General features: G+C 70.8%; 17 protein-coding genes. 9 read left to right on the forward strand and 8 right to left on the reverse strand.

The genetic code is table 11. The features are described from left to right. Positions 1 to 2: 2 nt before the first annotated feature. Together paaA and paaZ are read right to left on the reverse strand one after the other, a co-directional pair. Positions 3 to 935 carry a 1,2-phenylacetyl-CoA epoxidase subunit PaaA gene (gene paaA / locus MUY14_RS28695; RefSeq protein ID WP_247013737.1) on the reverse strand — a complete coding sequence of 311 codons (933 nt, stop codon included), beginning with the start codon at positions 933 to 935 and terminating at the stop codon, positions 3 to 5. After that, positions 932 to 2962, reverse strand: a complete 2031-nt coding sequence (gene paaZ, locus MUY14_RS28700; RefSeq protein WP_247013738.1) for a phenylacetic acid degradation bifunctional protein PaaZ — start codon at positions 2960 to 2962, stop codon at positions 932 to 934. The genes paaA and paaZ overlap by 4 nt, the downstream gene beginning before the upstream one ends. 169 nt (positions 2963 to 3131) lie before the next feature. Here paaZ and paaI point away from each other — a divergent pair, with 169 nt between their 5' ends. From paaI to MUY14_RS28715, 3 genes are read left to right on the forward strand one after another with little or no spacing between them, the layout of a single operon-like run. Further along, positions 3132 to 3548, forward strand: coding sequence for a hydroxyphenylacetyl-CoA thioesterase PaaI (gene paaI / locus MUY14_RS28705; RefSeq protein WP_247013739.1), 417 nt, complete (start codon positions 3132 to 3134; stop codon positions 3546 to 3548). Next, positions 3545 to 4822, forward strand: a complete 1278-nt coding sequence (gene paaK / locus MUY14_RS28710; protein WP_247013740.1) for a phenylacetate--CoA ligase PaaK — start codon at positions 3545 to 3547, stop codon at positions 4820 to 4822. The genes paaI and paaK overlap by 4 nt, the downstream gene beginning before the upstream one ends. After that, complete coding sequence (locus MUY14_RS28715; RefSeq protein ID WP_247013741.1) at positions 4819 to 5412, forward strand: TetR/AcrR family transcriptional regulator; 594 nt, start codon at positions 4819 to 4821, stop codon at positions 5410 to 5412. The genes paaK and MUY14_RS28715 overlap by 4 nt, the downstream gene beginning before the upstream one ends. A 1-nt stretch (position 5413) precedes the next feature. Here the strand turns inward: MUY14_RS28715 and MUY14_RS28720 are convergent, their stop codons facing one another. Next, entirely contained in the window at positions 5414 to 5725 is a 312-nt protein-coding gene (locus tag MUY14_RS28720; protein ID WP_247013742.1) for a hypothetical protein, read from the reverse strand. 194 nt (positions 5726 to 5919) lie between these two features. Here MUY14_RS28720 and MUY14_RS28725 point away from each other — a divergent pair, with 194 nt between their 5' ends. Next, on the forward strand, positions 5920 to 6591 hold the full coding sequence (locus tag MUY14_RS28725; protein WP_247013743.1) for a TetR/AcrR family transcriptional regulator: 672 nt from the start codon (positions 5920 to 5922) through the stop codon (positions 6589 to 6591). On the opposite strand, the gene MUY14_RS28730 is transcribed toward MUY14_RS28725, so the two are convergent. Then, positions 6482 to 7570: an AraC family transcriptional regulator gene (locus MUY14_RS28730; RefSeq protein ID WP_247013744.1), complete on the reverse strand. Its 1089-nt coding sequence runs from the start codon at positions 7568 to 7570 to the stop codon at positions 6482 to 6484. The genes MUY14_RS28725 and MUY14_RS28730 overlap by 110 nt on opposite strands. Positions 7571 to 7649: 79 nt before the next feature. Here MUY14_RS28730 and MUY14_RS28735 point away from each other — a divergent pair, with 79 nt between their 5' ends. Then, positions 7650 to 8744, forward strand: coding sequence for a winged helix DNA-binding domain-containing protein (locus MUY14_RS28735; RefSeq protein ID WP_247013745.1), 1095 nt, complete (start codon positions 7650 to 7652; stop codon positions 8742 to 8744). On the opposite strand, the gene MUY14_RS28740 is transcribed toward MUY14_RS28735, so the two are convergent. Continuing rightward, complete coding sequence (locus MUY14_RS28740) at positions 8722 to 9060, reverse strand: barstar family protein (protein WP_247013746.1); 339 nt, start codon at positions 9058 to 9060, stop codon at positions 8722 to 8724. The genes MUY14_RS28735 and MUY14_RS28740 overlap by 23 nt on opposite strands. 200 nt (positions 9061 to 9260) lie before the next feature. Between MUY14_RS28740 and MUY14_RS28745 the strand changes: the two genes are divergently transcribed. Together MUY14_RS28745 and MUY14_RS28750 are read left to right on the forward strand one after the other, a co-directional pair. Further along, a complete protein-coding gene (locus MUY14_RS28745; protein WP_247013747.1) occupies positions 9261 to 10730 on the forward strand; it encodes an NAD(P)/FAD-dependent oxidoreductase in 1470 nt (489 codons plus the stop codon). Further along, complete coding sequence (locus tag MUY14_RS28750) at positions 10727 to 12388, forward strand: GMC oxidoreductase (RefSeq protein WP_247013748.1); 1662 nt, start codon at positions 10727 to 10729, stop codon at positions 12386 to 12388. The genes MUY14_RS28745 and MUY14_RS28750 overlap by 4 nt, the downstream gene beginning before the upstream one ends. Here the strand turns inward: MUY14_RS28750 and MUY14_RS28755 are convergent, their stop codons facing one another. Continuing rightward, a complete protein-coding gene (locus MUY14_RS28755) occupies positions 12389 to 13729 on the reverse strand; it encodes a hypothetical protein (protein WP_247013749.1) in 1341 nt (446 codons plus the stop codon). It abuts the gene before it with no gap. 58 nt (positions 13730 to 13787) lie between these two features. On the opposite strand from MUY14_RS28755, the gene MUY14_RS28760 reads away from it, so the two are divergent. Then, positions 13788 to 14270: a pyridoxamine 5'-phosphate oxidase family protein gene (locus tag MUY14_RS28760; RefSeq protein ID WP_247013750.1), complete on the forward strand. Its 483-nt coding sequence runs from the start codon at positions 13788 to 13790 to the stop codon at positions 14268 to 14270. On the opposite strand, the gene MUY14_RS28765 is transcribed toward MUY14_RS28760, so the two are convergent. Then, on the reverse strand, positions 14267 to 15979 hold the full coding sequence (locus MUY14_RS28765) for a BTAD domain-containing putative transcriptional regulator (RefSeq protein WP_247013752.1): 1713 nt from the start codon (positions 15977 to 15979) through the stop codon (positions 14267 to 14269). The genes MUY14_RS28760 and MUY14_RS28765 overlap by 4 nt on opposite strands. 176 nt (positions 15980 to 16155) lie before the next feature. After that, entirely contained in the window at positions 16156 to 17649 is a 1494-nt protein-coding gene (locus MUY14_RS28770; protein ID WP_247013754.1) for a chitinase, read from the reverse strand. Between the two features lie 142 nt (positions 17650 to 17791). On the opposite strand from MUY14_RS28770, the gene MUY14_RS28775 reads away from it, so the two are divergent. Beyond that, positions 17792 to 20185, forward strand: a complete 2394-nt coding sequence (locus MUY14_RS28775; RefSeq protein ID WP_247013756.1) for a Tex family protein — start codon at positions 17792 to 17794, stop codon at positions 20183 to 20185. Positions 20186 to 20230 lie beyond the last annotated feature (45 nt).

A 20230-nucleotide genomic window follows, 5' to 3' on the forward strand; every position in this document is an offset into this window, starting at 1 on the left:
GCTCACTTGCGCTCCTTCTTCTCCGCGTGCGCCACGGCGGCTTCCCGCACCCACGCACCGTCTTCGTGCGCGCGGCGCCGGTGCGCGATCCGCGACGCGTTGCACGGGCCGTTGCCCTTCAGCACGTTCTTGAACTCGTCCCAGTCGACCGCACCGAAGTCGTAGTGCCCGCGCTCGACGTTCCACTTCAGGTCGGGGTCCGGGAAGGTGACCCCCAACGCGGAAGCCTGCGGGACCGACATGTCGACGAAGCGCTGCCGCAGCTCGTCGTTGGTGTGCCGCTTGACCTTCCACGCCATCGACTGCGCGGTGTTCGGCGAGTCGGCGTCCGGCGGGCCGAACATCATCAGCGACGGCCACCACCAGCGGTTCACGGCCTCCTGGACCATCTCCCGCTGCTGGCCGGTGCCCTTCATCATCGTCATCAGCAGCTCGAAACCCTGCCGCTGGTGGAAGGACTCCTCCTTGCAGATCCGGATCATCGCCCGCGCGTAGGGCCCGTACGACGACCGGCACAGCGGCACCTGGTTGCAGATCGCCGCGCCGTCGACCAGCCAGCCGATCACGCCGACGTCGGCGAAGGTCAGCGTCGGGTAGTTGAAGATCGACGAGTACTTCTGCCGGCCGGTGATGAGCTTGTCGGTCAGGTCGGCGCGGTCCGCGCCCAGCGTCGCCGCCGCGGAGTACAGGTAGAGGCCGTGGCCGGCTTCGTCCTGCACCTTCGCCAGCAGGATCGCCTTGCGCCGCAACGACGGCGCCCGCGTGATCCAGTTGCCTTCGGGCTGCATGCCGATGATCTCCGAGTGCGCGTGCTGCGCGATCTGGCGGATCATCGTCTTGCGGTAGCCCTCGGGCACCCAGTCGCGCGGCTCGATGCGCTGGTCCCGCTCGATGACGGCCTCGAACTGCTCCTCGAGGGATGCGACAGCTGTCACGGCTGCTCCTTCGACACCAGGGTCAGGACGTCGTACTTCGCCACGGACTCGCCCTCGGCGTTGGTCACGTCGGCGTCCCAGCGGACCTCGCCGTACTCCTGGTCGATCCGCGGGGTGATCTGCTTGGCGGTGAGCGTCACGGTCAGCGAGTCGCCGACCTTGACCGGCGTGAGGAAGCGCAGGTTCTCTAGGCCGTAGTTGGCCAGCACCGGGCCGGGCTCGGGCGAGACGAACAACCCCGCGGCGAACGAGACGACCAGGTAGCCGTGCGCGACGATCCCGCCGAACAGCGGGTTCGCGGCGGCGGCCTCGGGGTCGGTGTGGGCGTAGAACGTGTCGCCGGTGAACTCGGCGAAGTGGTCGACGTCGGACTGCAGCACCTCACGCGGCCCGGCGGTCACCGAGTCGCCGATGCGCAGCTCGGCCAGGGACTTCCGGAACGGGTGGACGTCGCCTTGCGCGCGCGGGGCGCCGGTCACCCAGCGGCCGGTCACCGAGCTCAGCACAGCCGGCGAGCCCTGGACCGCCGTGCGCTGCATGTGGTGCAGCACCCCGCGGATGCCGCCCATCTCCTCGCCGCCGCCCGCGCGGCCGGGGCCGCCGTGGACCAGCTGCGGCATCGGCGAACCGTGGCCGGTGGACTCCTTCGCGTCCTCGGCGTCCAGGACGAGCAGGCGGCCGTGGAACGGCGCCGCGCCGAGGACGACCTCGCGCACGAACTCCGGGTCCGCGGAAACGACCGACCCGGCCAGGCTGCCGCCGCCGCGCGCGGCGAAGTCGACGACCTGCTCGGTGGACGTGTAGGGCATCAGCGTCGAGACCGGGCCGAACGCCTCGACCTCGTGCGGCTCCGAGCGCTCCGGGTCGGCCTTGAGCAGCACCGGGGAGATGAACGCGCCGCGCTCGGCGTCGGCGTCGACCACGTCGACCTTCTCCGGGTCGCCGAAGACGACGCTGCCGGCGTCCAGCAGCGCCTTGAGCGAGCGCCGGACCTCCTCGCGCTGCTCCAGGCTGGCCAGCGCGCCCATCCGGACACCCTCGGCCGCCGGGTTGCCGACGGTCACCTTCGCGAGCCGCGCCGACGCGGCAGCGGCGACGTCGTCGAGCAGCTCCGCGGGCACGAACGCGCGGCGGATCGCGGTGCACTTCTGGCCCGCCTTGACCGTCATCTCGCTGGTCAGCTGCTTGACGAACAGGTCGAACTCGGTGGTGCCCTCGACCGCGTCCGGGCCGAGGATCGAGCAGTTCAGCGAATCGGCCTCGGCGTTGAACCGGACGGCGTTGCGGATGATCGCCGGGTGCGCCCGCAGCTTCTGCGCGGTCGAGGCCGAGCCGGTGAAGGACACCAGGTCCTGCGCGGTGACGTGGTCGAGCAGGTCGCCGACGCTGCCGGCGATGAACTGCAGCGAGCCCTCGGGCAGGATCCCCGACTCGATGATCAGCTCGACCAGCCGCGCGGTCAGGTACGCCGTCGAGCTGGCCGGCTTGACCAGGCTCGGGACGCCGGCGAGGAACGCGGGGGCGAACTTCTCCAGCGGGCCCCAGACGGGGAAGTTGAACGCGTTGATCTGGACGGCGACGCCCCGCAGCGGGGTCGCGATGTGCTGGGCGACGAACGTGCCGCCGCGCGAAAGCGGCTCGACCGCGCCTTCGACGTAGACGGTGTCGTTCGGCAGCTCGCGCTTGCCCTTCGAGCCGTAGCTGAACAGGACGCCGATGCCGCCGTCGATGTCGAACTTCGAGTCACCCAGCGTGGCGCCGGTGCGCGCGGAAAGCGCGTACAGCTCTTCGCGGTGCTCGCGCAGGTGCGAGGCGAGCGCCTTCAGCAGGGCCGCGCGCTGGTGGAACGTCAGCTCCCGCAGCGCCGGGCCGCCCACGCGGCGGCCGTACTCCAGCGCGCCCGCGAAGTCGACGCCCGCCGACGAGATCCGGGCGACCTCCTCGCCCGTGGCCGCGTCGTGCAGCGGGACGCCATCGCCGGACGCCGTGTGCCACTCCCCGGAGACGTAACTGCGCAGCAATGCCATCAAGTCCGACCTCTCCCGCCGAATTACCTACCGGACGTTCAGTAATTGCCATGGTAGCCGCCGGCCCCGGAGATCGGAAGGGGCGGTGCTTGACACGGCCCCGAGCACTGCCTTTACTGAGCGACACCGCGAGGTGACCGTCCATTCGGTCAGTCTGGAGAGCGAGCACATGACCAACGCCGCGCACACCATGTTCGCCGCCGACGAGGCTTCCCGCGCGCTGGGGATCGAACTCGCCGAAGCGGGCGAAGGCCGGGCCGTGGCGACCATGACGATCACCCGCGAGATGGTCAACGGCCACGACATCGCCCACGGCGGGTACGTCTTCCTGCTCGCCGACACCGCGTTCGCCTGCGCCTGCAACACCCACGGCCCGGTGACCGTGGCCGCGGGCGCCGAAATCTCGTTCGTCGCGGCCGGCCGGCTCGGCGACCACCTCGTCGCCACGGCCACCGAGCGCACCCGCTACGGCCGCAACGGCATCTACGACGTCACCGTGCACCGGGAGACCCCCGGCGGGCCCGAGGTCGTCGCCGAATTCCGCGGCCGCAGCCGCGCCATCTCCGCGAAACGGGGCGACGCATGATCGAGGCGAACATCGGCGCGGACGAACTGGCCGCCCTCCAGCTGGAACGTCTGCAGTGGACGCTCAGGCACGCCTACGCGAACGTGCCCGCCTACACGCGGAAGTTCGACGCCGCCGGCGTGCACCCCGACGACTGCAAGGAGCTCGCCGACCTGGCGAAGTTCCCGTTCACGACCAAGCAGGACCTGCGCGAGAACTACCCCTTCGGGATGTTCGCGGTGCCGCAGGCCGACGTCCGGCGCATCCACGCCTCCAGCGGCACCACCGGCAAGGCCACCGTCGTCGGCTACACCGAGCGGGACATCGACACCTGGGCGACGGTGATGGCCCGGTCGATCCACGCCGCGGGCGGGCGGCCCGGGCACAAGGTGCACGTCGCCTACGGCTATGGCCTGTTCACCGGCGGGCTCGGCGCGCACTACGGCGCGGAGAAGCTGGGCTGCACGGTGATCCCGGCGTCGGGCGGCATGACCGCGCGGCAGGTGCAGCTGATCACCGACTTCCGGCCCGAGATCATCATGGTCACGCCGTCGTACATGCTGACGCTGCTCGACGAGTTCGAGCGCCAGGGCGTCGACCCGCGTTCTTCTTCGCTGAAGGTGGGCATCTTCGGCGCCGAGCCGTGGACCGAGCAGATGCGCGCGGAGATCGAGGAGCGGTTCGCGCTCGACGCCGTCGACATCTACGGGCTGTCGGAGGTGATGGGGCCGGGCGTCGCGCAGGAGTGCGTCGAGACGAAGGACGGCCTGCACATCTGGGAGGACCACTTCTACCCCGAGGTGATCGACCCGTACTCCGAAGAAGTCCTGGGCAGCGGGGAAACCGGCGAGCTGCTGTTCACGTCGCTGACCAAGCAGGCGCTGCCGATCATCCGCTACCGCACCCGCGACCTCACGGCGTTGCGCCCCGGCACCGCGCGCCCGGCGTTCCGGCGGATGGACAAGGTGACCGGCCGCACCGACGACCTGATCATCCTGCGCGGGGTCAACGTCTTCCCGACGCAGATCGAGGAGATCGTGCTGCGGACCGAAGGGCTGAGCCCGCACTTCCAGCTCGTCCGGTCCACGCGCGGACGGCTCGACCACCTGACCGTGCTGGTCGAGGCGCGCCACGACGCTCCGGGCGCCCTGCGGGAAGCGGCGGCTGCCGCGCTGGTGAGCGGGGTGAAGGACGGCGTCGGGGTGACCGTGTCGGTGGACGTCGTCGACCCGGACACCCTCGAGCGGTCGATGGGCAAGATGCGGCGGATCGTCGACCAGCGGGAGACGCCGTGACCGCGCCCCGCCGCGGGCGCCCCGGCTACGACCTCGAATCGCTGCTGCAGGTGGCGGTGAAGCTGTTCAACGAGCGCGGCTACGACGGCACGAGCATGGAGGACCTCTCCCGCAAGCTCGGCATCACGAAGTCGGCGATCTACCACCACGTGCCCAGCAAGGAAGAACTGCTGCGGCTGTCGGTGGACCGGGCGCTGGACGGGCTGTTCGAGGTGGCGGCGTCGACCGACCGGCTCGACGGCCCCGCGATCGACCGGCTGGAGCACCTGGTCCGCGGCAGCGTCCTGGTCCTCGCCGACCGGCTCCCGTTCGTCACGCTGCTGCTGCGCGTGCGCGGCAACACGAAAGTGGAGCGCGCCGCGCTCACCCGCCGGCGCGAGTTCGACCGCCTGGTGACCGACCTGGTGAAGCAGGCGGCGGCGGAGGGCGACCTCCGCCCGGACGTCGACCCGGCGGTGACCGCGCGGCTGGTCTTCGGCATGGTGAACTCGCTGATCGAGTGGTACCGCCCCCGGCGCGGCTCGTCGGCGGAGGAAGTCGCGGACGCGGTCTGCAAGGTGGCGTTCGAGGGCCTGCGCACCGGCTCGTGAGTCACTCGCCCGCGGTCCGCGGGGGACGGCCCGACTGCCACAGCAGTGCCTCGCGCAGCTGCTCGATCAGCCGTTCGTCGTCCGCTTCGGACGGGTCGATGCCGAGCGGGATCCACTGCTCGGAGACTTTCGCACCCTCGTCGTAGCCGGTGATCACGATGCCCGAGTACGAAAGCGATTCCTCGTCCGCGCAGTCGCCGTCCGGCGGTGGCTCTTCGACCTCGAAGCCCTCGTCGAAGCTGACGTGGCGATGCTGCAGGCGGACACTCACCCAGCGTCCGGCCTGCCGGATCGGCGCGTCTTCTTCGGTCATCGGCTCCTGCCACCGGTCACGGGTCCCTGCCGTCTCGTCGCATCCGGGTGCCGGGGAGTTACCGGCGGGTTGTTCCGGTTGCGTAACGGCGGCGGCCGGCGTGAAACATGCCGTGCCCGCCACCGGAGCCACTCCTCTTGACGAGGGGTCAACTACTTGTTGACAGGCTGCCGATCCCCCGCGAGGCTGAGCGGATGACCAGTGGCACCCGGCCGCGGCGCCGCCGCCTCGAACCGGCCGAGCGGCGGGCGGAGATCCTCGCCGCCGCGCGGCGCCTGTTCGGGGCGGGCAGCTACGCGTCGGTGTCCACTTCGGACATCGCCGAGGCCGCCGGGGTGGCGCGCCCGCTGATCAACCACTACTTCGGCGGGAAGCGCGAGCTCTACCTGGAAGTCGTGCGGCAGCTGATGATCGTGCCCGCGCCGGTCACCGAAGCGCTGCCGGACACCACGATGGAGCAGCGGCTGGCGATCGGCGTCGAGCGCTGGATCGAAGTCGTGGACCGCAACCGCGACGCGTGGCTGACCGTCATCGGGCCCGAGTCGGCCGGGCGCGACCCCGAAATCGAGCGGATCATGCTGGAGGCCGACGAAATCGCCGCCGACCGCGTCCTGGAGGCCGCACTGATGACCGGCGTGACCGAAGGCCGCGAAGAGCTGCGCGCGATGATCCGGTCGTTCGGCGGGATGCTGCGGGCGGCGTCGCGCGAGTGGCTGATCCGCGGCACGCTCGACCGCGCGGCCCTGCGCACCTTCCTCACCGACTCGATCCTGAACCTGCTGAAGCTGACCTACCCGGCGGTGCTTGCCGAGCGGCGCGGAAGCGACGGGCGAACGCCGCCGGCGTCATCCCGGTCCAGCGCTTGAACGCGTAGATGAAGCTCGACGCCTCCGCGTACCCGAGCCGGTAGGCGACGTCCTCGACCGACAGCACGCCGGTGTCGAGCAGCTCTTCGGCCAGCGTGTGGCGGACTTCGTCGACGAGTGCCCGGTAGCTCGTGCCCGCTTCGGTGAGCCGACGGCGCAGCGTGCGCGTGCTGAGGGTGAGCTGGCGGGCGATCTCGTCCATCCCCGCGTCGACCCCGCCCAGGCGGACCAGCCGTTCCCGGACCTGCTGCGAGATGCCCGAGCGCTGCCGCCGCCGCGTGACGAGCGCTTCGCACTGCGCGGCGCACAGGGCGACGGTCTGGTCGTTGGCCTGCGGCAGCGGGAGCATCAGCAGCTCGGGGTCGAGCGTCGCGCGGCAAGCGCCGGCGTCGAAGCGGGGACGCAGCCCGAACGTCGTCAGGTAGGCGTCCGGTACCCCGGGCTGCTCGTGCCGGAAGCTCAGGTCGTCCAGCGCGATCTCCGGCAGCAGGTCGCGCATCACGGTGAAGATGGCGGCCAGGTCGCGCAGCACCAGGAACCGGGCGACGTCGGCGGGGACGCGGGTGTCGTCGAGCTCGAGCGTCAGGCGGTCGCTTTCGAGCGTGACGCGCGGGATGCAGAAGGCGAAGCTGAGGTCGAAGTAGCGCAGCGCGAACAGCATCGCGTCGCGCAGCGTCGGGCTGCTGATGCAGGCGAAGCCGAAGATGCCGAAGGTGGTGACGCGGTAGCGGCTGCCGAGCTCCAGCGCCGTCGCGTCCGAACCGTCCAGTTCGCTCAGTGCCCGGACGACGGCGAGTTCCTGGCGGGCGTCGACCTGGACGCCGGCGTCGGTGAGCAGCTCCGGCGACAGCGTCGTGGCGGCGAGCAGCTTTTCGGCGGGCAGGCCGCGTTCGGCGGCGAAGCGGGTCATCAGTTCGATGCTCGCGGTGCCGCGCGGGAAGTCCCAGTCCCCGACGGCGGGCGCGGCGAGCTCGGCCATGGCCGGAAGTATGGATCACGCGCTATCCGCGTGCAATCGAGGACCGGAACTGTCCGGGGTGATCGTTAGGGTGAGCGCCGTGGAGACCTTGAGCCGACGGGCCCTGAACCGGGCGACGCTGGAGCGCCAGCTGCTGCTCCGCCGCGCGAAGATGTCCGCTTTCGAGGCGGTGGAGCACCTGGCCGGGCTCCAGGCGCAGGCGCCGTTCCCGCCGTACTACGCGCTGTGGCCGCGGCTGCACGGTTTCCGGCCGGCGGATCTGGCCTCGCTGCTTGAGAGCAGGCAGGTGGTCCGGATCGCGCTGATGCGCGGCACGGTCCACCTGGTGACGGCGGCGGACGCGCTGGCGTGGCGCCCGGTGGTCCAGGTGCTGTACGAGCGCGACCTGAAGTCGAACACCCAGCACGCGGCTCCGCTGGCCGGGCTGGACCACACCGAGGTCGCCGCGGCAGCGCGTGAACTGCTCGCGCGCTCGCCGCTGTCGAGCACGGCCCTGGGCGCGGAGCTCGCGCGGCGGTGGGACGCGCCCGCGGCGTCGCTGACCCACCTGGCACGGGGGCGGCTGCCGCTGGTGCAGACCCCGCCGCGCGCGATCTGGGGCAAGGCCGGGCAGACGACGTACGCGTGCTTGGAGGAGTGGGTGGGCTCGCCGCTCTCACCGCCTTCGCCGGCTTCGCTGATCTCGCGCTACCTGCGCGCGTTCGGCCCGGCGTCGGTGGCGGACGTCCAGACGTGGGCGGGCATCACGCGCCTCGGCGAGGTGGCGGCGTCGATGGACCTGCGGCGCTACCGCGATCCGGACGGCCGGGAGCTGCTCGACCTGCCGGAGCTGTCGGTGCCGGACCCCGACGTGCCGGCGCCGCCGCGGCTGCTGGGGCCGTTCGACCAGACGATCCTGTCGTACGCGGACCGGACGCGGGTGGTTTCGGACGACTACCGCAAGCGGGTGATCACGCAGAACGGGCTGGTGAAGGGGACCTTGCTGGTGGGCGGGTACGTCCGCGGGTTCTGGGAGATCAAGACGGCGAAGAAGGCGGCGGTCGTGGAGCTGACGCCGTTCGAGAAGCTGCCGAAGCGCGACTTGGCGGCGTTGGAGAGCGCGGCCGGGCAGCTGATGAGCTGGGCCGAGCCGGCCGCGGAGACCCAGGAGGTCAGGGTGCTGGCCGCAGCGTGACGCCGGCGGCTTCGAGCACTTCGCGGACCCGCGGCACCTCGGGGCCCACGACGGTGAACGGGGCGGTCGCACCGGAACCGCCTCTCAGGCAGTCGGCGAGCGCGTCGAGGTTCCGGCCGAAGTACCCACCGGCCATTCGACCCGGTCGTGCCCGGCCCCAAGGTTCTTCGCGGCCGGGGTCCAGCCGGCCACAGCCCCCGATCGGCCGCGCGGCCGGCGCGGGCGGGTCGTGGAGCGGCTCGCGCAGCACGAGGTCCGCGTGGCGGCCACCGCGCGGAAACCACTCGGCGATGTCGAGCCGGAGCAGGCAGCGCACAGCCCCCGCAGCCTGAGCGGCGCTCCCCCGGGGCCGGTGAACACGCCTTCGGCCGCCGCGCACGGGATGCGCCGGTCGCCGTCGTCTTCGACCAGCACACACCGCGGGAGCCCGTCCCGACCCTGTCGTGGCCGGAAATCTCGATCTAGTGACCGATCGTGTCCTGTTGTCACAGCTTCCCGATGCGTAACTTCCCCTGCATGAGTAGTTCGGCGAAGGGGCCGTCGGTGCTGATCGTGGGCACCGGGTTCGGCGGGATCGGGACGGCGATCGAACTGCGGCGCGCCGGGTTCACCGACTTCACGATCCTGGAGAGCGCCGCCGAGGCCGGTGGGGTCTGGCGCGACAACACCTACCCCGGCGCCGCCTGTGACATCCCGTCGCCGCTGTACTCCTTCTCCTTCGAGCCCAACCCGCGGTGGCCGAAGCGGTTCTCGCACCAGCCGGACATCCTCGCCTACCTGCGCGGCGTCATCGCCAAGTACGGGCTCGAGCCGCACATCCGGTACCGGACCGAAGTCACCTCCGCCGCCTTCGACGAAACACGCGGGCTCTGGCGCGTCGAGACCGAAGACGGCGAGACCTACGAAGCGAACGTCTTCGTCCCCGCCGTCGGGCAGCTGTCGCGGCCGGTGCTGCCCGCCATCCCCAACCGCGAGAACTTCACCGGTGACGCCTTCCACTCGGCGCGGTGGGACCACGACGTCGACCTGACCGGCAAGCGCGTCGCCGTGATCGGGACCGGGGCCAGTGCCGTGCAGTTCGTGCCCGAACTGCGCAAGCACGCCCAGCACGTCACCGTCTTCCAGCGGACGCCGCCATACGTCATGGCGAAGTCCGATCCGAGCTACCGGCCGTGGCAGCACTGGCTCTTCGAGCACCTGCCGCCCACGCAGCTGCTCGGCCGGCTGCGGATCTTCCTGCTCGCCGAGTACGCGACCTACGCGATGACGAAACACCCCGTGCTGGCGAAGATGTTCGAGCTGCGGACCGCGCAGCTGCGCCGCCGCCACATCAAGGACCGGGAGCTGCGCGCGAAGCTGACGCCGTCCTATCCCCTGGGCTGCAAGCGGATCCTCTTCACCAACGACTACCTGCCCGCGCTCGCCCAGCCGAACGTCGACGTCGAGACGCGGCGGATCACCGAGATCACCGAGAAGGGCGTGCGGGTCGAGGACGGGACCGAGCTCGAAGCGGACGTCCTGGTCTACGGCACCGGGTTCGCCGCGACGGAGTTCCTCGGCCGGCTGTCGGTGACCGGCCTCGGCGGGCGAACGCTGCAGGACGAGTGGTCCGGCGGCGCGCGGGCGTACCTCGGCATGGCCGTGCCCGGGTTCCCGAACCTGTTCTGCGTCTACGGCCCCAACACCAACCTCGGCGCCGGGTCGATCATCTACATGATCGAGCGCCAGGCCCGGTACATCCGGCAAGCGGTGGAGCAGCTCGCGCGTCCCGGCGTGTCCTATTTGGACGTCCGGCCCGAAGTCGAGCAGCGCTACGACGACGAAGTGCAGAAGCGCCTGGGCCACAGCGTGTGGAGCGCCTGCACGAGCTGGTACCGCCAGGCCGACGGCCGCGTCACGACGAACTGGCCCGGCCTGGTCACCGAGTACGACCGCCGGACCCGGCGGCTCGACCCCGCGGACTACCGCATGGGAGCAGTGGCGTGACGGACTACGACGTCCTCGTGATCGGCTCGGGCTTCGGCGGCAGCGTGACGGCGTTGCGGCTGACCGAGAAGGGTTACCGCGTCGGCGTGCTGGAGACCGGGCGCCGGTTCGCCGACGACGAATTCGCCAAGACGTCGTGGCGGCTGCGGAAGTACCTGTGGGCGCCCGCGCTGGGCTGTTTCGGCATCCAGCGGCTGACCCTGCTGAAGAACACCTTCGTGATGAGCGGTTCCGGCGTCGGCGGTGGTTCGCTGGTGTACGCGAACACGCTGTACGAGCCCCCGGACAAGTTCTACGAAGACCCGCAGTGGGCGCACATCACGGACTGGAAGGCCGAACTGGCGCCGTACTACGACCAGGCGAAGCGGATGCTCGGCGTGGTCGAGAACCCGGCGACGACGCCCGCGGACCGCGTGCTTCGCGAGGTGGCCGACGACATGGGCATCGGGCACACGTACCGCCGCACGCCGGTCGGCGTCTACTTCGGACAGTCCGGGGTGGACCCGTTCTTCGGCGGCGCGGGCCCGGCACGCCAGTCGTGCACGCTGTGCGGCGAGTGCATGACCGGCTGCCGCGTCGGCGCGAAGAACACGACCGTCAAGAACTACCTCTACCTGGCCGAACAGGCGGGCGCGGTGGTCCACCCGCTGACGACGGCGGTGTCGGTCCGGCCGGTCGACGGCGGGTACGCGGTGGACACGGTCCGCACCGGCCGCCGGTCGCGCCGGACGTTCACCGCGCAGCAGGTGGTGTTCTCCGCGGCCGCGCTGGGCACGCAACGGCTGCTGCACCGGCTGCGGGACAACGGGACGCTGCCTTCGCTGTCGCCGCGGCTCGGGCTCTTGGCGCGGACGAACTCCGAAGCGGTGCTGGCGGCGCGGTCGTTGCGCGGCGACACGGACTACACGCGCGGCGTCGCGATCACGTCGTCGATCCACCCGGACGAGGTCACGCACGTGGAGCCGGTACGGTACGGCCGCGGCAGCAACGTGATGGGCCTGATGGCGACGGTCCTGGTGGACGGCTCGCCCGGGCGTCGTCGCTGGGTGCTGGGGTTGCGCGAGCTGTGGCGTTCTCGCCGCGACCTGCTGCGGATCCACAACCCGCGCCACTGGTCGGAGCGGATGATCGGGCTGCTGGTGATGCAGACGCTCGACAACTCCGTGACGACGTACACGAAACGCGGCCTGTTCGGCCGCCGCATGACGACCCGCCAGGGAGCGGGCTCGCCGTCGCCGGAGTGGATCCCGGCGGGCCACGAGGTGACCCGCCGGGTGGCGGAGAAGATCGGCGGCCTCCCGCAAGGCGCGTGGACGGACATGGCGAACATCCCGATCACGGGCCACTTCATCGGCGGCTGCACGATCGGCGACTCCCCTTCGACGGGCGTCGTCGACCCGTACCAGCGGCTGTACGGGTATCCGGGGTTGCACGTGGTGGACGGTTCGGCGATCACGGCGAACCTGGGTGTCAATCCGTCGCTGACGATCACGGCGCAGGCGGAGCGGGCGATGGCGTTCTGGCCGAACCGCGGGGAGGCGGACCCCCGTCCCGAGCTGGGCGCGAAGTACCGGCGGGTGGCGGCGGTGGCCCCGAAGAACCCGGCGGTGCCGTCGGACGCGCCGGGAGCGCTGCGATTGCCGGTGGTGGAGCGGTGATCAGCGGCCCCAGGTGGCGGGGCCGCTCGAGGTGATCAGGACGCGCTGGGCCACGAACCGGATGAGGTCGAGGTCGTAGGTGAGCAGTTTCGATTCCCGCCCGAAGGGACGCAACGGCTCTCCTCGGCCGTTTCCGCCTTCCTTGCCGTGGACGATCCGGCAGCGCAGGTCGTAGATCCGGTCGGCGACCTGCTCGACGAGAGACGCGCTGGTGTCCTTCGGGTTGAGCAGCCGGACGTCGGAGATCCGCTTCTTGTCGGCCATCGCCGCGGCGCCATGGGGATGACCTTCGAGGTAGCCGACGAGCGCACTGGCGTCAACGCAGCGTGTCACGGTCGCCTTCAACTGCTCCCGCTCGGTCGCCGAGGCACGACCCGTGTCGGTGACCATCTCGATGATCCGGCCGAGCACGACATCGTCATCGTGGTCGAAGCGGGGATCTCTGAGCACGTCGCGGAGCTTCTGGATGGCGGCCACTCGCGCGTACTTCGGCATGAAGAATTCGAGCACCTGGTAGTAGGCGAGGTATTCCAGCAATGGCGCCGACACCAGCGTTCGCGCGTAGAGGTACAACGACGCCGCGTCATAGTTGTGCGCGAGAACGGGAAACCTCGGCATCTTGGTCGACAAGGCATCCTCGTCGCTCGGTTCGGAAGCCCACTCCACACGGTAGTCCTTCTTCAGCCGGAACGCTAAGCCGTAGCTCAGATCGAGGTCGATGAAGAACGAGGTGGAGATCTCCTGAAGGAGTCCTAGCGCTTGGTCGTGCCGTTCCGTGGTGACACCGGTGATCGCGACGCCCCACGTGCGCGGATTCTCCCGGCAAGCGACTCGTAACGCCCTCGGTGGCGGCCGCTGAATCGTGATCGACAGTCCTTCCACAGATGGGTGTTCGACACGCAATCTGACCGGTTCACGGAAGGCGGTCTCAGTCAGCGCCTCGCCCTCACGTGGGGCCAGGTCCGGGTCGTCCTCCGGCATCGGCACCAGCCCCGGGATCTTCTTCTGAGCAAGACCGAACCCGTCGGCCGTGTACCCGAGGGCAGCGACCACCGTGCCGGACGACCGGTCGAGGAAGGCATCGTAGTCACCGAGGAAAACCCAGTGCGCGAAGTCGGTCGAAGCCCAGTCCGCCGCGTCACGCCGCGATATGCGCACTTCCCGCTGGGCGCGGCCGGCCGGGAATTCGACACGAAGCTCCGGCTCGCCGACGATCGCTACGGTCGGGTGAGCGTTCCAGCGCAGGGTCCACACCTTCAGCCCGGCAGCGTGCGCACGATCGGCGATCTCCCGCAACTCCGGGGCCAGCTCGTCATCCTGCTCCGCGTCCGAAGGAGTCACGGTCGCAGAGCCTGGCACATCCAGCCGCCCACGAGCAATTCTCGCTAAGCTCGCCTCCGTGCAGCCCAACGAGGTCATCGACGTCCTGAACCGCCCCGCCAGCCAGGAACTCCTCGCCCGGACCATCGCGCGGCTCGGTTATGTCGCCGGAGACGGGACACCGCGGGTGGTTCCGATCGGGTTCACCTGGAACGGTGCGGAATTCGTTCTCTGCACGGCCAAAAACGCCGCGAAAGTCCGGTCGCTGCGGAAGAATCCCGCCGTCGCCTTGACGATCGACACCGAAGCGCAGCCGCCCAAGATCCTGCTGATCCGCGGGAACAGCACCCAGGAGGCGCTCGATGACCTCCCCGCCGAGTTCCTGCGGCAGGCCGCCGGAATGCCGCCGGAGCAGGCCGCCGCTTGGGAAGCCGAGGTCCGCGATCTCTACGCCGACGGCATGGTGCGGATCAAGGTGACACCGTCGTGGGCGAAGCTGATCGACTTCGAAACCACCCTGCCCAGCGCCGTCGAAGAGCTGGTCCGCCGCAAGAACGGCTAGCCCGCCGACAGTTCCGCGGCCACCGAGACGTACGCGCGGATCGCTTCGTTCTCCTCCGACGCGCGCCACACCGGGACCGCGAGCATCGGCGGGATGTCCGGCACCGGGATCACCTTCAGCCCCGGGAACGGGTAGCGCTCCAGCAGCGAGACCACCGAGATGTGCAGGCCGATGCCGCGCGCCACCAGGGAAAGCATGTCCTCCGCGCCGATGCGGGTGCGGCCGATCAGCTGCGGGACGTCCTCCTCCGTGCGCGGGATCGGACGGCCCGACGGCGTGACCGGCGGGGCCCACAGGTCGCGTGCCACCGGATGGAGGGCCTTGCCCGGGTCGAGCAGCCGGTGGTCCGCGAGGTCCTCCAGGCTGACCGTCGTGCACGAGGCGAGCGGGTGGTCGTCGCGCAGCAGGAGGCCGCGGGGCACCGTCAGCAGCGCCGGGCCGGTGCGCAGGTTGGGTTGCGCGAACGAGCGCGTGTCGCCGCCCGGGGACCAGTGCAGCACCAGGTCGAGGTCGCCCTCGGCGAGCAGGTCCGTTTCGTTCCAGCGCTGGCCGATGCGGGTCGGGGTCAGGGTGACGCGGCACGCCGGGTGGCGGCGTTCGAACTCGGTCGTCACCCGCGTCACCAGGTCGCCGCCGAGGCTGGCCACGTAGCCCACGCGCAGGCGGCCGCCGATGCGGCGCTCGGCCAGCCGGGTCTCGGTGAAGATCGCCGCCAGCTCGGCCACGCCCGCGCGAGCGCCCGTGCGCAGCCGCTCCCCCAGCTCCGTCAGCCGGACGCCGCTTTCGCCGGACACCACCAGCGCGCCGCCGATTTCGGCTTCCAGCTCGCCGATCTCCTTCTCCAGTACGTCGGCCGTGCTGCGGACCCGCCACGCCGCGGCCTCGAAGTCGCCTTCGCGCGCCACGATCAGCAACGTCGCGACCGCGCGGATCGCGGCCAGCTCGATCAAGGACCCGGTCCGGGCGCCGGCCCGCGCGAGCGGCGCGTCCAGTTCGGGGTCACCGGCCAGGATCCGGCGGTGCAGCTCCCGCAGCGCCGGGCCCGGGTCCGCGCCGAGTGAGCCCGCCAGCCGCCGCCGGACGCGCTCGAAGTGCGCCAGCGCGTCCGCCTGCCGGCCGCTGCGGTAGTAGGCGAGGATCAGCTGGCCGGCCAGCCGCTCGTCGAACGGGTGGTCCGCGGCGGCCCGGGGCAGCTTCGCCAGCAGCGCCGCGTGCCGCCCGAGCCGCAGCGAGACGTCGTTGCGGTCCAGCCGGGCCGCGTGCCGCTCGGCTTCCAGGCCCTCCCGGACCTCGGTCAGCCACGGCGAATCCAGCCCGGCGAACGGTTCGCCCCGCCACAGCGCCAGCGCGTCGTCGAACAGCGCGGCCGCGGTGACGTCGCCCGCCGCGGCGCGCGCGAGCGCCACCTTCTCCCGGAACCGGTGCAGGTCGAGCGCGTCCAGGTCGACGCGCAGCAGGTAGCCGTGCGCGGTGCGGTCGATCGCGCACCCGGCGGCGCGCAGCCGCGAAAGGTAGCTGCGGACCGTCGCGGCCGCCCGGTGCGGCGGGCTCGCGCCCCAGACGCGCGTGACGAGCTGGTCGAGCGGCACCGGCCGGTTCGGCTCGGCCAGCAGCGCCGCGAGGACGTAGCGCCGCCGCGCGTGGCCGACGTCGAGGAGCGTGCCGCCGGACTCGGCTTCGAGGGTGCCGAGCACGCTGTAGCTGACCACCGCACTCCCTCCCCGACCTGCGGATTCCACGATTCCGCAACGTTCGCACACGCCGCGTCCGGCAGTGTAAGCGGCGCAGGCGCGGGTGCCGAGGGGACGGCGCGCGCCCGGCTGGGGGTGTCATGAAGGGGCCCTTCCGGACCTGGTCCGGAAGGGCCCCTTCATGGCGAGAACGGTTACGGCAGGCCCGCGAGCCCGGCCGAGACCGTGTTGGCGAACGCGTAGCCGTTCGTCGCGTCCCAGTTGATCGACCACGTCATCGCGCCGCGGATCGCCGGGTAGGTCGCCGACGGCTTGAACGAGCCGCACGACGTGCCCTTGGCCAGGCAGTTCAGCGCCGAGACCGTGTTGGCCGGTGCCTGGTAGCCGCCGCCCGCCGCCTGCGACGACGCCGGCAGCCCGAGCCCGACCTGGTCGGCGCGCAGGCCGCCCTGCAGCTGGATGCAGGCCAGCGCGGTCAGGAAGTCGACCGTGCCCTGGGAGTAGACGTTGCCGTTGCAGCCCAGCATCGAGCCGGAGTTGTAGTACTGCATGTTGACGATCGTGAGGATGTCCTTGATGTTCAGCGCGAGCTGGAAGTAGCCGCCCTGCGTGGACTGCATGTCGATCGTCTGCGGCGCCATCGTGATGACCTTGCCGCCGCCGTTGTGGATGCTGCGCAGCGCCTGGCCCATGTAGGTGGCGTTGATGCCGTTCTCGAGGTCGATGTCGACGCCGTCGAAGCCGTAGTTCGAGATCAGCGACTTGATGCTGTTGGCGAAGTTGTTCGCCGAGGTCGAGTCGCTGACGCTGATCGTGCCGTTCTGGCCACCGACGCTGATGATGACCTTCTGGCCGCGCGCCTGGACCGTCTTGACGTCCGCCTTGAACTGCGCGTCGGTGTAGCCGCCGAGCTGCGAAGACAGACCGGAGTCGAGCGTGAAGCTCACCGCGCCCGGCGAGCCGGTGGCGTCGGCGAACGACACGGCGATGATGTTGTACTTCGTCGGGACGTCCGCCAGCTTCAGCGCCTTCGCGCCGTTGTAGAAGTTCTGCCAGTAGCCGGTGAGGACGTGCTTCGGCAGGTCACCCTGGGTCGGCGGCGGCGTGGTCGTCGTCGGCGGGGTGGTCGTGGTGGGCGGGGTCGTCGGCGTCGTCGGCGTCGTCGGCGTCGTGGGGGTGGTCGGGGTCGTCGGCGGCGGGGTGCCCGGGCCGTCGAGGTTGACGTCGTCGGCGTAGTAGGTCGGCTGGCCGTACCAGCCGTGCAGGTACACCGTCAGCGACGTGCTCGAGCCGGTCGTGAAGTTCAGCGACAGCTGCTGGTAGCCGCTGGTGCCCGGCGTCCACGTGCTGGTCGTCGCCGACCCGGAAACGCCGAGGTAGACGTAGCTGCCCTGGACCCAGGCCGACAGCTTGTACGCGGTGTTCGCCGAGACGGTGAGCGTCTGCGAGCACTGCGCGTTGTCCGACGACGACGGCGACGCGCTCAGCGCGCGGCTCCCGCTGTGCACCGGGGTGCTCACCGCGGTCGGCGCGGTGGTGCAGGTCCAGCCCGAAGTACCGGCTTCGAAGCCGGGGTTGGCCAGGATGTTCGCCGCCGAAGCACTGCCGGCGAGCACGAACGTCACGCCGAGACTCAGCGTGACCACGGAAAGTAACGAAAGCAGAGCGATGCGAACCTTGGGGACCACGGAAGACCTCCGCTGTGGTGAGGCAGGTCACCACAAAATGGACTAGACCAATCTGATTGTCAAGGAGCCCCATCCGAAAGTCGGGGCGGCGGAAACGGCAGAATGTGACGATCGAAGCCAGGCGAAGCGGGAGCGTGTTGGAGTGAGCGTGTCGGTCGAGCAGAAGATCGCCGAAGAACTGGGCGTGCGCGAAGGACAGGTCAAGGCCGCCGTCGACCTGCTCGACGGCGGGTCGACCGTGCCCTTCATCGCGCGCTACCGCAAGGAAGTCACCGGCATGCTCGACGACGCGCAGCTGCGCACGCTCGAAGAGCGCCTGCGCTACCTGCGGGAACTCGACGAGCGGCGGCTCGCCGTGCTCGAGTCCATCCGGAGCCAGGGCAAGCTGGACGAGGCCCTCGAGGCCTCGATCCTCGCCGCGGACACGAAGTCGCGGCTGGAGGACATCTACCTCCCGTACAAGCCGAAGCGCCGCACGAAGGCCATGATCGCGCGCGAAGCGGGTCTCGAGCCGCTGGCCGACGGCCTGCTGAGCGACCCGGCGACCGACCCGCAGGCCGCGGCCGCGGTGTTCGTCGACGCCGACAAGGGCGTCGCGGACGCGCAGGCCGCCCTCGACGGCGCCCGCGCGATCCTCGTCGAGCGCTTCGCCGAGGACGCCGACCTGATCGGCGAACTGCGCGAGAAGATGTGGGGCCAGGGCCACCTCGTCGCCAAGGTCCGCGCGGGCAAGGAGGAGGACGGCGCCAAGTTCTCCGACTACTTCGACTTCTCCGAGCCCTACACCAAGCTCCCCTCGCACCGGATCCTCGCGATGCTGCGCGGCGAGAAGGAGGAGGTCCTCGACCTCACCATGTCGCCGGACGAGCCGACCGACGAGCCGCAGGTCGGGCCGACCGACTACGAGGCGCGGATCGCCGCGAAGTTCGGCATCTCGCAGCAGGGCCGCCCGGGCGACAAGTGGCTCGGCGACACCGTGCGCTGGGCGTGGCGCACCAAGATCCTCCTGCACCTGGGCATCGACCTGCGGATGCGGCTGCGCCAGGCGGCCGAGGACGACGCCGTGCGCGTGTTCGCGTCCAACCTGCGCGACCTGCTGCTCGCCGCGCCGGCCGGCACCCGCGCCACGATGGGCCTCGACCCGGGCTTCCGCACCGGCGTCAAGGTGGCCGTCGTGGACGCGACCGGCAAGGTCGTCGACACCCACGTCATCTACCCGCACCAGCCGGCGAACAAGTGGGACCAGTCGATCGCCGAGCTCGCGGCGCTGTGCGCGCGGCACAAGGTCGACCTGATCTCGATCGGCAACGGCACGGCGTCGCGCGAGACGGACAAGCTCGCGATCGAGCTGATCAAGAAGCACCCCGAGCTGAAGCTGACGAAGGCGATCGTGTCCGAGGCGGGCGCGTCGGTGTATTCGGCGTCGGCGTTCGCTTCGGCCGAGCTGCCGAACATGGACGTCTCGCTGCGCGGCGCGGTCTCGATCGCCCGGCGGCTGCAGGACCCGCTGGCCGAGCTGGTCAAGATCGACCCGAAGTCGATCGGCGTCGGGCAGTACCAGCACGACCTGTCCGAAGTTTCGCTGTCGCGCTCGCTGGACGCGGTGGTCGAGGACTGCGTGAACGCGGTCGGCGTGGACGTGAACACGGCTTCGGCGCCGCTGCTGACCCGCGTCTCGGGCATCACGACGGGGCTGGCGGAGAACATCGTTTCGCACCGCGACACGAACGGGCCGTTCCGCTCGCGGACGGCGCTGAAGGAGGTCGCGCGCCTCGGCCCGAAGGCGTTCGAGCAGTGCGCGGGCTTCCTGCGCATCCCGGACGGCGACGACCCGCTCGACTCGTCGTCGGTGCACCCGGAGGCGTACCCGGTGGTCCGGCGGATCCTGTCGACGACCGGCACGGACCTGCGCTCGCTGATCGGCAACACGCGGACGCTGTCGTCGTTGAAGCCGGCGGACTTCGTCGACGACACGTTCGGCCTCCCGACGGTGACGGACATCCTCGCCGAGCTGGACAAGCCGGGCCGCGACCCGCGCCCGGCGTTCAAGACGGCGACGTTCGCGGAGGGGGTCGACAAGATCGGCGACCTCAAGCCGGGCATGCGGCTGGAGGGTGTGGTGACGAACGTGGCGGCGTTCGGCGCGTTCATCGACGTCGGCGTGCACCAGGACGGCCTGGCGCACGTTTCGGCGCTGTCGAAGAACTTCGTGAAGGATCCGCGCGAGGTCGTGAAGCCCGGCGACATCGTGAAGGTGAAGGTGCTGGACGTCGACGTGCCGCGCAAGCGCATCTCGCTGACGCTGCGCCTGGACGACGAGCCGGGCGCCCCGTCGGGCAATCGCGGCGGCGGAGGCGGCGGCCAGCGCGACCGCGGCCAGGGCGGCGGCGGCGGCGGTCAGCGCCGCGGCGGTTCCGGCTCGGGCGGCGGTCAGCGCGGCGGTGGCGGCGGTGGCGGCAGCCGGGGCGGGAACTCCGGAGGCGGCAGCGGCTCGATGGCGGATGCCCTCCGCCGGGCCGGGTTCGGCAACAAGTAGCGCGAGGTTCGTGAAGGCCGTCTTGAGGAACTCGACGTTCCTCAA

It is taken from the genome of Amycolatopsis sp. FBCC-B4732 (assembly GCF_023008405.1).
GTDB classification, from domain to species: Bacteria; Actinomycetota; Actinomycetes; order Mycobacteriales; family Pseudonocardiaceae; genus Amycolatopsis; species Amycolatopsis pretoriensis_A.

What these genes read in the sequence shown, in the direction of transcription:
- paaI (WP_247013739.1), top strand. Translation starts at nt 3,132, where the DNA reads ATGACCAACGCCGCGCACACCATGTTCGCCGCCGACGAGGCTTCCCGC.
- MUY14_RS28745 (WP_247013747.1), top strand. Translation starts at nt 9,261, where the DNA reads ATGAGTAGTTCGGCGAAGGGGCCGTCGGTGCTGATCGTGGGCACCGGG.
- MUY14_RS28725 (WP_247013743.1), top strand. Translation starts at nt 5,920, where the DNA reads ATGACCAGTGGCACCCGGCCGCGGCGCCGCCGCCTCGAACCGGCCGAG.
- paaK (WP_247013740.1), top strand. Translation starts at nt 3,545, where the DNA reads ATGATCGAGGCGAACATCGGCGCGGACGAACTGGCCGCCCTCCAGCTG.
- MUY14_RS28730 (WP_247013744.1), bottom strand. Translation starts at nt 7,570, where the DNA reads ATGGCCGAGCTCGCCGCGCCCGCCGTCGGGGACTGGGACTTCCCGCGC.
- MUY14_RS28720 (WP_247013742.1), bottom strand. Translation starts at nt 5,725, where the DNA reads ATGACCGAAGAAGACGCGCCGATCCGGCAGGCCGGACGCTGGGTGAGT.
- paaZ (WP_247013738.1), bottom strand. Translation starts at nt 2,962, where the DNA reads ATGGCATTGCTGCGCAGTTACGTCTCCGGGGAGTGGCACACGGCGTCC.